This window comes from Candidatus Leptovillus gracilis (assembly GCA_016716065.1).
Classification (GTDB): Bacteria; Chloroflexota; Anaerolineae; order Promineifilales; family Promineifilaceae; genus Leptovillus; species Leptovillus gracilis.
Genome location: JADJXA010000001.1, coordinates 163,835 through 176,547 on the forward strand (window position 1 = coordinate 163,835; position 12,713 = coordinate 176,547).

The following is a 12,713-nucleotide window of genomic DNA, read 5'->3' on the forward strand; positions in this document are numbered from 1 at the left end:
TGAGATTCGTTTATGTTTTTTGATGAAGCAAAAATTTACGTAAAAAGTGGTGATGGCGGCGATGGCATGATCAGTTTCCGCCGCGAGGCAAATGTGCCGCGCGGTGGGCCGGATGGCGGTGATGGGGGACACGGCGGCAGCATCGTGTTTTATGTGGACCCGCATGTGAACAGTCTGGTGAAATTTCACCGGAATGTACATTTTCGGGCGGATAACGGCCGTAACGGTGGCAAAGCGCGTAAGAGTGGGGCCGGTGGCCCGACGCTGCGTCTGCCCGTGCCACCCGGCACAATGATCCGCGCCGCCAACAGCGGCGACCTGGTAGCCGACCTGACCGCAGCCGGACAGGAAGTGGTGGTGCTGGCCGGCGGGCGCGGCGGACGCGGCAATGTCCACTTTACCAGCAGCGTGCATCAAGCGCCGCTGCTGGCGGAACGCGGCGAGCCGGGCGAAGAAGCCTGGCTGCTGCTGGAACTAAAGCTCATCGCCGATGTGGGCATTGTCGGCGTACCCAACGCCGGCAAATCTACCTTATTGGCGGCCGTGTCGGCGGCGCAGCCCAAAATTGCCAATTACCCGTTCACCACCTTGCAGCCCAGCCTGGGCGTTGTCTATTTGGACGAGTATCAGACGCTGGTAGTGGCCGACATCCCTGGCCTGATCGAAGGCGCGGCCGGCGGCGCCGGGCTGGGACACGAGTTTTTGCGCCATATTGAACGCACGCGGGTCCTCATCCATCTGTTGGATGGCGCAGCCAAAGAGCCGCTGACCGATTGGGCGATGATCAACCAGGAATTGGCGTTGTACGACACCAATTTAGGGCTGGGATTGGATGAACGGCCGCAGCTTGTGGTGCTGAACAAAATGGATTTGCCCGACGCCATCGCCTGGGAGCCGCTCATTGAAGAAGAAGTGCGCAAGGCAGGCTATGGCTTTTGCTCTATCTCGGCGGCAACCGGCCAGGGCGTGCCGGCGATGCTGTACAAAATAAAGAAGATGGTAGACGAAGCGCCAGAAGTACAGGGCATCAGCAGCGAAGAAGTGGTGATCCGGGCGACGGAAGATGAAGACGTGTTCACCATCGAGCGCGAAAGTGACGGTTGGCGGGTGCGCGGCCGCAAAATTGAGCGTATCGCGGCCATGACCTATTTTGAGTTTGAGGCAACGCTGCTGCGGTTTCAGCAGATTTTGGAGAGTATGGGGATTAGCGCGGCTTTAGAAAAAGCCGGGGTTCAGATCGGCGATACGGTGTATATCGGCGATGATGCGTTGGAGTGGGCGGAATAAGGGTTGGCTTACTGGGCGGGACGTTCGACCCGCCTCATTTGGGCCATTTGTGGCTGGCGGAATCGGCCCGAAACCAACTGCACCTGGACCAGGTGCTTTTTTTGCCTGTGGGCGAACCGCCGCACAAACCAGGCAATGGGGTAACGGCCGTCACCCATCGCCTATCCATGACGCAACTGGCCATTGCCGACCACCCCGCCTTTTACCTGGACACAACCGACAGTTATCGCCCGCCACCCCACACCACCGCCACTCTGCTGCCCCTGATTCACGCCGCCCAACCAGAGGCCGAACTATGGCTGCTGTTGGGCAGCGATTCATTACGCGATTTTCCAACGTGGTTTGCGCCGGGGCAAATTATCGCCCACTGCCGGTTGGCAGCGCTGGCGCGGCCGGGTGTCGTGGTAGACTGGGCGGCATTGGAAACGGCCGTACCCGGCCTGCGCGCCGCCACCGATATGCTGGTTGGCCCGACGGTGGACATTTCGGCGACGGCCGTGCGCCAATGGGCCAGACAAAACCATTCCCTGCGTTACCTGGTCCCCACACCCGTCCTCGACTACATCCAGCAGCAGACGCTCTACCACCAACCGCAGGCGCAAAGATAGAGATAGAGCCTGATAGACGCGATCAGTATTCAGTAACCAGTGTTCAGTCGGCGTAACCTCTGGAAAACAACCACTGAACACTGAATACCGCTGCTAGTTTTTACTCTACACTCTATCTCTCGTTACGATTACAGGAGTTCCCCCATGTCTTGGATGCACGCCATCTGGCGCTTCTTCTCTGCCCCTGTTTTCGCTGACGACATGGCAGAAACCATCCGCGTCAGGCTATTAAACACCATCCTTAACGTCTGCCTGGTAGGTTTGGTTCTGGTAACGCTGGGCAATCTGGTAGGGCGCAATGTGCCAACAACCATTTATGGGTTGAACATGGCTGGGGTTGTCTTGCTTTTGGGCCTGCGATTCTGGCTAAACCGAAACAACGGCAAACTGATCGGCATTGTCACGCTTGGTATCTTCTTCGTTTACCTGACAATCATCAATGTCACTCTGGGGACCATTCGCACGCCCACAGCTTCGGCTTACCTTTTGTTGGTCGCTATGGGCGGCATTCTGTTTGGGCAGTGGGGCATGGCGGCAACCGTTGCATCCGGTTCCCTGGCTATTCTAGGCTTAATCGGGGCGCAAAACGCAGGGCTGCTGCCGACGCCTGACCTGACAGTGGGCGTCACCCAATGGATTAGCTATACGGTGTTTTTGGTCACGGCCGGGACGTTAACCAATTATGCCCTCCACAGCATCCAACAAGCGCTCAACAACGCCAACCAGGAATTGGTTTTGCGCCGCCAGGTGGAAGCGACTTTGCGTGAACGGGAGAGCTTCCTGCAGGCCATTACTAACAATGTTCAGGAGATGCTCTTCCTGGTGGCCTTGGATGGCACTGTGCAGTACGCCAGCCCGTCCAGCCAGCGTTGGTTGGGGTATAAACCGGAGGAACTGGTGGGTCGGTCTGGTTTTGACCTGATGCACCCAGATGACGCCCAACTGCTGTTGGCAAGGCTGCACACGGCCTTGCAAGAGGGTCGCACCGCTAGTTTGATGACGTTTCGCTCGCGCCATGCCGACGGCCGTTACATCTTCCTGGAAGCCAGCGCCCAGTTTGTCAACGACGCGGCAGGCATCAGCGGCGTTGTCACCGTATTTCGGGATGTGACCACCCAACGCCAAACAGAAGCGCAAATCCGCCTGTTATCTCGCGCCGTGGAAGATAGCCCGGTATCTATTGTGATGGCCGACGTAACCGGCAGCATCATCTATGTGAATCCAAAGTTTGTCGAAGTGACTGGTTACAGCTTTGCAGAAGTGCGCGGTCATAACCCCAGAATTCTGCAATCTGGTCAGACGCCGCCAGAAACCTATGCAGCGTTGTGGCAGGCCATTCTGGCCGGGCAAGTATGGTCCGGCGAGTTTTTGAATAAGCACAAAGACGGCCGTCTTTATTGGGAATCGGCCGTTATCTCCCCCATCAGCGAGGCCGACGGGCAGATCAGCCACTTTATCGCCATCAAAGAAGACATCACCCACCGCAAGCAAATGGAAACACAGTTGCACCGCCGCAACGACACCCTGAACGCGCTGCATACCATCACCCTGGACATTCTCAAACGCCGCACCGTCGCCGACTTGCTGCAAACGGTCGTGCTGCGGGCGGTCGAACTGCTGGACGCGCCTTACGCCGAACTGATGCTGCTGGAGAGGACGAGTTAGTCGTCCATGCCTGTACAGCCAACCTGCCTTTTCTGGTCGGCGAACGGGTTACAGAAAATGAGGCCAAATTGTCCTGGCAGGCGGTACATACCCGGCAACCGGTGGTATTAGACGATTATGCCACCTGGCAATACCGCCGCGCCCCCTATGCGCGCAATGACATTCACGCCGTTGCCGATTTTCCGATATTAAGCGGATCGCATTGCCTGGGCGTATTGGCTGTCAGCCGCGATGTGGTCGGCTACGCCTTCGACGATGAACAAATCCAGACGGGCAGCCTGCTGGCCCAACTGTCGGCGCTGGCGCTGGAAAATGCCCGGCTGTATGCGGCGGCGCAAACAGAACTGACTGAACGTAAACAGGCCGAAGCGTGGCTGCGTGAATCCAACACGGCGCTGTCTGAACGCAACGAAGAATTGGATGCTTACGCCCATATGGTGGCCCACGACCTGAAAAACCCCATCGGCCTGATCATCGGCTTTAGCGAATTGTTGTTGGAGAGCTACAGCAGTTTATCGTCTGCTGAAATCCACCATGCGCTGCAAACCCTGGCAAACAATGGGCGCAAGGCGAACAATATCATCGAATCGCTGCTGCTGTTAGCCAGCGTGCGCCAACAAGACGTGGTGGCCGAGCCGCTGGCAATGAGCAATCTGGTACACGAGACATTGTATCGCCTGACCGACGTGATTGCGGCGAAGGGGGCGCGCATCAAGATAGAGGACATGGACGGCTGGCCGCTGGCGTTGGGGTACGCGCCCTGGGTGGAAGAGATTTGGGTAAACTATTTGAGCAATGCGCTGAAGTATGGCGGTCAGTCGCCGACGATTATATTGAGCGCGACGCGCCAGACGGAGGGGTTTGTGCGCTTTGAGGTGCGTGACAATGGGCCGGGGTTAACGGCCGTGCAGCAGGCTCGCTTGTTCACCCCATTTGAACGACTAGACAGACAAAACGCCGCCGGCCATGGCCTGGGGCTGTCTATTGTCCACCGAATTGTAGAGAAGTTAGGCGGGCAGGCCGGCGTGGAGAGCGAACTGGGCCAGGGGAGTTTATTTTACTTCACGCTGCCAGAGAGCAAAACAGAGATGTAGTTCACCAATCCATAAGTCTGTAGTAGTCACATCCCCTATTGGTACTGCCAGAATTGACATCATCCTCTATCGCTCAGTTTGAGAAAGCAACAGTAACATCTCAATAAATCGGGGGAGCCTACGAGAGGTTTGTCGCTGCCGCCACGGTCGTCTTTAGCCCCGTTTACAGGGCGTCGTTTTTTAGCCTGGGGCTTTAGCTCCAGGCGCAGCGGACCACCGGCGACGACCAGCGCTAAAGCGCCGGTCTATAAAACAAAGCCGGGTAAACCCGGCTTTTACCTCTTTGCTACCGATTACCCCAAGATATTGAGAAGATACAAGTAACAGACAAAACGGCCGGTTAGCGGCGCCTGACCAGGTGGAACAATGCTTGCGGCGTTGTTTTGTCTTAACCGTTCACCCTCCCGGAAGCTGAAGCGAGCGAAGTCCCATTTCCTCCGGCGCGTCTTCGGCCATGAACTGGCGCTGGTAAAGTTCGCGGTAAAGGCCGCCCTGGGCCAGAAGCTGGTCATGACGGCCGTTCGCCACAATCCGCCCCCCATCCACCACACAAATCAGGTCCGCCTGCCGAATGGTACTCAGCCGGTGGGCGATGACAACGGCCGTGCGCCCGGCCATCAACCGCTCCAGCGCCGCCTGAATCAGCGCCTCCGTCACCGTGTCTATGCTGGCCGTCGCCTCGTCCAAAATAAGGATGCGCGGGTCCACCAGCGCAGCGCGAGCAATGCACAACAACTGCCGCTGCCCTACCGACACATTCACCGCCCCTTCTAAAATGAGCGTCTCGTAGCCATCTGGCAGACTGCGGATAAAGCCATCGGCGTTGGCCAGTTGGGCGGCGGCGACCACATCTTCATCGCTGGCGGCGGCACGGCCGTAACGGATATTATCGGCAATGCTCCCGGCGAACAGGAACGGGTCCTGCGGAACCAGCCCAAACTGACGGCGCAAAGAAACCTGTGTCACGTCGCGCACGTCAATCCCATCAATCAACACACGGCCGTCGCTGGCTTCATAAAAGCGGGCGATCAGGTTGGCGATGGTCGTTTTGCCCGCGCCCGTCGGGCCGACCAGGGCCACCGCTTGCCCCGGTTCAATCGTCAGCGATACATCGTGCAGCACTTCCGGCGCGTCGTCGCGGTAGCGGAACGAGACGTTTTCCAGCGTCACCGCGCCGTGGATCGGCGGCATCTCGGCCACGCCGGGCCGGTCTAGCACATCTGGCGTGGTGTTGAGCAGGCGCAGCACCTGTTCGCCGCCGGCCATCGCCGACTGCATGGTGGTGTACAGGCGGCTCAGTTCCTGGATGGGCTGGAAGAAGCGCGTCACGTAGGCCAGAAAGGCGACCATCACCCCCAACGTCACCGCCTCCCCGGCCACCGCCCGCCCACCGAAGTAGAGGACAACGGCCGTAGACAACATGCTCAAAAACTCAATCGTCGGCAGGAAGATGAAGGAGAGACGCATGGCATTGACGTTGGCGTCGCGGTTGCTGCGGTTGACGTCGTTGAAGCGGGTTTCGACGGCCGTTTCCTGGGCAAATGCCTGGATCACGCGCATCCCGTTGATGTTTTCCGCCAGGTTGCCCACCAGCGCCGCCACGCTGCGCCGCGTCTGGCGGAACGCGCCTTTGGCCCGGTAAGAAAACCAGACAGTCGCCAGGGCCATCAACGGCAGCACGGCAAAGGTGTACAGCGCCAACTGCGGACTCATCGTCAGCATAATGATGATGATGCCCGCCAGAATGAGCAAATCACCCAACAGCGAGATGATGCCCTGGGTCAGCAGGTCGTTGATGACGGCCACGTCGTTGATCACCCGCGATACGGTGACGCCGACGATGGTGCGGTCGTGGTAGCTGAGTGACAAGGCTTGCAGGTGGTCGAACAACTCCTGGCGCACGTCGGCCAGCACCCGCTGCGACACACGCCCCAAAATATATTGCTGGCCGGCGCTGGTGGCGTATAACCCCACGTAACACAACGCCAGGAAAAAGGCCAGCCGCATCAAGCCGCTGGCGTCGCCCACGGCAATATGCTCGTCAATGGCGAGTTTGATCAGGTACGGGGCCAGCAGGGTGAAGCCGGTGGCGCCAAGCATGAGCAGCGCACCCAAAGCCAGTTTGCGGCCATACGGCCGTATGAACACCAACATGCCGCTGACGACGCTTTTGTTGAAGAAACGGCCGTCTTTGCCTTCCGCGCCAAACTGATTGATTGCCCCTCGCGGCCCCATGCCGGGGCTAAAGCTAAAGCTCATAACAAAATCCCTTTGGGAGACTGGAAACCAGAGACTGGGAGTCTCTCGTCTCAGTCGTTCAAAATAGCCTCAAACCGACCCCTCGGCTGCCACCGAGGGCTTGCTTTTTTCGCCAATCAGCCCCTCAGCCACGGCCTTTTTAGATTGGACCCATCTTGGAGATTGGTCCAATCGCCTCCGGCTCTACCTGTAAGGCAAACACCTGCCGGTACAGCGGCGAGCTGACCAGCAGCTCCTCGTGCGTGCCGCGGGCGGCAATACGTCCCTGTTCCAGCACCAAAATCAAATCGGCGCGGCGCACCGTGCTCAGCCGGTGGGCGATGACAAACGTCGTGCGGTTCTCCATCAGCCGGTCCAGCGCCGCCTGAATAAGCCGCTCTGTGTTGCTGTCCACGCTGGCCGTAGCGTCATCCAGGATGAGGATGCGCGGGTCGGTCAGCAGGGCGCGGGCGATGGCCAGGCGCTGCTTCTGCCCGCCAGACAGCGTGACGCCCCGTTCGCCAACCGGCGTGTCGTACCCTTCCGGCATGGCGGCGATAAAATCGTGGGCCTGCGCGTCTTTAGCCGCCTGAATCATCTCTACCTCGCTGGCATCCGGCCGGCCAAAGGTGATGTTGTCGCGGATAGTGCCGGAGAAGAGGATAGTGTCTTGCATCACCAGGCCAATCTGGCCGCGCAGCGAGGCCAGGGTGAACTGGCGCACATCCTGCCCGTCGGCGTAAATCTGCCCGCCGGTGGGGTCGTAGAAGCGGGCGATCAGGTTGATGAGGGTGGACTTGCCGGAGCCGGTGGCCCCCATCAAGGCCACAACCTGCCCCGGCTCGGCGCTGAAGCTGATGTGGCGCAGCACTTTTTTGGCGCTGGCGTAGACAAAAGAAACGTCGTCGAAGGTGATACGGCCGTTGAACCGGGGCGCATCCACCGCATCCGGCCGGTCGGTTACTTCCGCGGGCGCGTCGAGAATGGCAAAGATACGCTCGGCGGCCGAGGCGGCAATCGCCAAAATGGGGATGATGCGGCCAATGAGGTTGATGGGGCGAATCAGCAGCGCCAGGTAGGTGGTGAAGGCCACCAGTTCGCCCAACGTCATCTGCCCCTGCACCACCAGCCAGCCGCCGTACCAGAAGATAATCACCGTGCCGAAGTTGGCGATCATGTCCAGCATCGGCACGTTCAGCGCCTCCAGGCGGGTGGATTCGGCCGAGAGGTTGAACCATTTTTCGTTTTCGGCCTGGAAGCGGCGCGATTCGTTGGCCTCCTGGGCAAAGGCTTTGACGATGCGCGCGCCGCGCAGGTTTTGCTCTAGCTGGGTAGTCAGCACGCCCAACTGCTCCTGAATCTCCAGCGAGAGCGGACGAAAGCGGCGGCCAAAGCGATAGGCGCGGTGCAGCAGCAGGGGTATCGTCAGGATGATGAGGGTGGCTAAGGTGGCGTTCATCCAGAGGAGGGTAACGGCCGTTAACAGCAGCAGCGTGCCCCCTTCCACCAATCGCAGCACCGCCCGCCCGGTGAGAAAACGAATGCGCTCCACGTCCTGCATGGCCCGCGAGAGAATCTGCCCGGCTTCGGTTTTGTCGTGGTAGGCAAAGGGCAGACGGTCCAGTTTGGTCAGGATGTCGTTGCGTAAATCATAGGCCACGCCCTGCGACGCTTCTTCGGTCCATTTGCCCTGGTAATAAACAAAGACGCCTTTGACCAGCGTCAGGGCCAACAGCAGCAAAACAGCCTGGCCCAGCCGTGGCAAATCGCCACCATAAATGCCCTGGTCAATCGCCCCGCGAATCAGTTGCGGGACCAGGATGATGATGACATTGATGATGAGCATGGTGGCGTAAACGCCGAGGGTTTTGCGGGTGTACGGCCGTAAATAAGCAAAAGCGCGCCATAATAACCGCCGATCTGTTTGTCGCTGCATACCCCTAATCTTACCCCCTATTCACCACAGAAACACCAATGGTCCCCAAATTCCCCGCATCCTGTCACCCTGTCAGCCTGCCAGTTTGTCTTCCATCTCCTTGCCGCCCACCCACACCCACACTACAATTCCCCCGTCTTACCTTTGTCCCTTATGTCCCTTTTTCCCTTTGTCATCAATCCTTCAACGAGGCGACCATGATTCACCACAACCGCGACACCCAAACCTTCACCCTTCTCGGCCGCACCAGCCATTACACCCTGCACATCGCCGACAACGGCCGTGCCACCCACCTGGCCTGGGGACTCCGCCAACTAACCGATGAGAGTGTGCTGGACAACGGCCGTTTCCCCCATACTCCGCCCAGCCACAGCTCCTTCGACTTCCAAAGCCAGCGCGATGAACTGCCCACCTACGGCGACTTCTCCATCCCCGAAGTTGCCCTCAAAGTCAGCTTCCCCGGCGAACGCTTGCCCATCCGCGATGTGCGCCTGCGCTACACCGGACATGAAATCGGGGAGAATGGTCAATGGTCAATGGTCAATGGTCAATTGCCAACTCAGCCCTCCGAAATCCGAAATCCGAAATCCGAAATCTTAAAACTGTTTCTCCATGATCCCATCTTCCCTTTTGCCCTTACGCTTTGTTACCGGTTGTGGCCGGAGTATGATGTGATTGAGCGGTGGTGGGAGGTGGTGAATGAAGGGGCAACGGCCGTTATCCATATCGAACAAGCCTACTTTGCTGCCCTCCACCTGCCACCCGGCACGACCGAACTCACTACCACTCATGGCGCGTGGGCGGCCGAATTTACGCCGCAGCGCCACGTGCTGCCCGTCGGCCGGTTCAGCATCGGCCACCGCAGCGTGCAGACCGGCCACAGCTTCAACCCCTTCTTCCTCGCCAACCGCCCCGGCGCGGCCGGCGAAGAGAGCGGCGTAGTCTACTTTGGCGCGCTGGCCTACAGCGGCGCATGGCAACTGGCCTTCGAGCAGCAGCACAGCGGCGACGTGCGCGTCTTTGGCGGCTACAACCCGTTCGATTTTGAACTGATTCTCCAGCCGGGCGAGCGCCATACTTCGCCCGCCTTTGTGTGCGGCGTCAGCGGCGAGGGGTGGGGCGGGGCCAGCCGCCGCCTGCACGCCTTCGCCCGCGATTGTGTGCTGCCGCCCAGCCCGCCGCGCCCTGTCCTCTACAACAGTTGGGAGGCCACCTACTTCGCCCTCAGCCACGAGGGGCAGGTGGCGCTGGCGCGGAAGGCGGCGGCCATCGGCGTGGAACTGTTTGTGGTGGATGATGGCTGGTTTGGTGGGCGGCGCAACGACCGGGTCGGATTGGGCGATTGGGCCGTCAGCCCGGACGTATTCCCCGGCGGCCTCCAGCCGCTCATCGCCGAAGTTCACGCCCTGGGGATGCAGTTTGGCCTTTGGTTCGAGCCGGAAATGGTCAACCCTGATTCCGACCTCTACCGGGCGCATCCCGATTGGGTGCTGCACTTCCCCGGCCGGCCGCGCACGGAAGCCCGCAACCAACTCATTCTGGATTACGGCCGTGCCGAAGTCGTCGCCCACGTTTTCGACCTGCTCGATACGATGCTCGCCACCCACGAGATAGATTTCATCAAGTGGGACATGAACCGCAGCGCCACCGAACCCGGCTCCGTGGTCGGGAAAGCCATCTGGCGCGGCCACGTCGCCGGGGTGTATGGGCTGATGGATCGGCTGCGCCAAAAATACCCACGCCTGTCTCTGCAAAGCTGCTCCGGCGGCGGCGGGCGGATAGATTTGGGCGTCCTGGCGCGCGTGGATCAGGTCTGGACCAGCGACAACACCGACGCGCTCGACCGGCTGCGCATTCAGGAGGGGTACAGCCTGGCCTACCCGGCGCGGGCGATGGAAGCGTGGGTGACGCACGAGAAGAATCACCAAACGGGGCGCGTGCTGCCGCTGTCTACGCGCTTCGACGTGGCGATGCGTGGCGTGTTGGGCATCGGCTCCAATCTCAACGACCTCAGCGACGCCGAACTGAAGGAGTACGCCACTTACATCGCCTTCTACAAGCGCATCCGCCACGTGGTGCAGGCGGGCGACCTGTACCGGCTGGAGCGGTTAGAGGAACGGGGCGCGTCGGTGATTTTGTATGTGCTGGGCAACGGCCGTGAAGCTGTCTATTCTGTCGCTGTGCAAAACCACCTGCTGGGGCAGCGACGGCCGTCAACCCCCCTGCGCGGCCTCAACCCCACCGCCACCTACACCATCGCCGACTACCGCCAGCGCGAAATTGCCCGTCTTACCGGCTACCACCTCATGACCCAGGGCCTACCCGCGGAGCCGTATGCGCCATCGGGATACAGCAACACCCTCCATTTAACAATGAACAGTTAACAGTTAACAATGAACGGATAGTGCTTGCCGCCCAACTTCACCGTTCACAATTCACCATTCACAATTCACAATTCAGGAGATTCCATGACCACATCCACCGTTTCCCCGCCCCCTGCTGCTCTCGTGCCCATTGGCAAGGGTGAAAAGTTTGCGTTTACCCTGGGTTCTGTGGGCAAGAACATATTGTTTTGGGGCATTGGCACCTTTTTGCTGGTTTTTTACACCGACGTGTTTGGGCTGACGCCAACGGCCGTAGGCACCCTGTTCCTCATCGCCCGCCTGCTGGATGCCGTGAATGACCCCATCGTCGGCTACATCCTCGACCACCTCAAGCCGACGCGCTGGGGCCGCTTCCGACCCTGGCTGCTGCTGGGTGGCATCCTGGCCGGGCTGAACTTTGCCGCCCTGTTCCTGGGACCAGAGCTTTCCTACAGCGGCAAGCTACTTTACGCCTACGTCACCTATCTCGTGTTCGGCATCACCTTCGACCTGGTAGACATCCCTTATTCTTCGTTGATGGTGACGATGACCCAGAACACCCACGAGCGCAACAAGCTCAACAGCCTGGTCGCCATCGGCCTGATTATCGGCACGGGGCTGGCGGTGGTGGGTACGGTGCCCCTCGTGGGCATGTTCCCGACGCCTCAGCAGGGCTACCGCGCCGTGGGGCTGGTCTATGGCCTCATCGCCCTGATTGGCGTGGCGGTGAGCGCCGTGATGGCGAAGGAGCGCGTGGCCGCCGACCCCGACCAGAGCTACACCTTGCGCCAGTTGTACCCTATCCTCATCCAAAACAAGCCGTTTATGATCTTGATGCTTTCGACGGTGCTGTTCAGCATCGGCAACTTTGTCGTCACCAGCGCCAACGTTATTTTTTATACCTACTTTGTGGGCAGCGCCGATCTGTTTGGCCCGGTGCAGTTGGCGACCGGCCCGGCGATTTTGCTGGCGGCGATTGGGATGCCGTATATGGCCGGGCGGCTGGGCAAACGCAACACCTACATGGTCGGCTTCGCCCTGACGATTGTGATTGGCGTGCTGTTCTTTATCCTCAAACCGACCAGTTTGCCGCTGCTGATTGCCCTGGCAGCGGGCATGGCGGTGGCCGGTTCGCCCGGCGCGGCGCTGATTGATTCGATGGTGGCCGACACCAACGAGTACGCCGAATGGCAGACGGGCACGCGCTCGGAGGGGGCGATTCAGGCGGGCTTTACGTTTGTCAAGAAGACGGCCAACGGGCTGGGCGGGGCGCTGGCGGGCTACATGCTGGCCTGGGTGGGCTACCAGCCGAATGCGGCGCAATCGCCGGAAACGCTAACGGGCCTGCTGGCGATGGTGAGTCTGGTTCCGGCGGGCTTTGCGGTGCTGGCGATGATTGCCATGTACTTTTACCCGCTGACGGAGGCAAAGTTTGAGGCGCTGCTGGTGGAATTGCAGGGGCGGAAGGCGAAGTAGGAATTGTGAATGGTGAATTGTGAAGTGTGAAGTGTGAAGTGGGGGT

Annotated in this window: 8 protein-coding genes and 1 pseudogene; 7 read left to right on the top strand and 2 right to left on the bottom strand. The window is 59.8% G+C overall.

Translation table 11 applies throughout. The features are described from left to right. The first annotated feature begins 12 nt into the window (after window positions 1–12). From obgE to IPM39_00740, 5 genes and pseudogenes are all read left to right on the top strand, one after another. Window positions 13–1,287 carry a GTPase ObgE gene (gene obgE, locus IPM39_00720; protein ID MBK8984599.1) on the top strand — a complete coding sequence of 425 codons (1,275 nt, stop codon included), beginning with the start codon at window positions 13–15 and terminating at the stop codon, window positions 1,285–1,287. Then, complete coding sequence (nadD, locus tag IPM39_00725) at window positions 1,275–1,895, top strand: nicotinate (nicotinamide) nucleotide adenylyltransferase (GenBank protein ID MBK8984600.1); 621 nt, start codon at window positions 1,275–1,277, stop codon at window positions 1,893–1,895. The genes obgE and nadD overlap by 13 nt, the downstream gene beginning before the upstream one ends. A 144-nt stretch (window positions 1,896–2,039) precedes the next feature. Then, window positions 2,040–3,560, top strand: a complete 1,521-nt coding sequence (locus tag IPM39_00730) for a PAS domain S-box protein (GenBank protein MBK8984601.1) — start codon at window positions 2,040–2,042, stop codon at window positions 3,558–3,560. A 434-nt stretch (window positions 3,561–3,994) separates the two neighbouring features. After that, a pseudogene (locus IPM39_00735) lies at window positions 3,995–4,171 on the top strand (hypothetical protein). 33 nt (window positions 4,172–4,204) lie between these two features. Then, entirely contained in the window at window positions 4,205–4,654 is a 450-nt protein-coding gene (locus IPM39_00740; protein ID MBK8984602.1) for an ATP-binding protein, read from the top strand. Window positions 4,655–5,050: 396 nt separating this feature from the next. On the opposite strand, the gene IPM39_00745 is transcribed toward IPM39_00740, so the two are convergent. Next, entirely contained in the window at window positions 5,051–6,913 is a 1,863-nt protein-coding gene (locus tag IPM39_00745) for an ABC transporter ATP-binding protein (GenBank protein ID MBK8984603.1), read from the bottom strand. Window positions 6,914–7,052: 139 nt separating this feature from the next. After that, on the bottom strand, window positions 7,053–8,828 hold the full coding sequence (locus tag IPM39_00750) for an ABC transporter ATP-binding protein (protein ID MBK8984604.1): 1,776 nt from the start codon (window positions 8,826–8,828) through the stop codon (window positions 7,053–7,055). A 197-nt stretch (window positions 8,829–9,025) separates the two neighbouring features. Here IPM39_00750 and IPM39_00755 point away from each other — a divergent pair, with 197 nt between their 5' ends. Both IPM39_00755 and IPM39_00760 read left to right on the top strand, forming a co-directional pair. Beyond that, a complete protein-coding gene (locus IPM39_00755; protein MBK8984605.1) occupies window positions 9,026–11,212 on the top strand; it encodes an alpha-galactosidase in 2,187 nt (728 codons plus the stop codon). Window positions 11,213–11,296: 84 nt separating this feature from the next. Further along, complete coding sequence (locus tag IPM39_00760) at window positions 11,297–12,667, top strand: MFS transporter (GenBank protein ID MBK8984606.1); 1,371 nt, start codon at window positions 11,297–11,299, stop codon at window positions 12,665–12,667. Window positions 12,668–12,713: the final 46 nt, after the last annotated feature.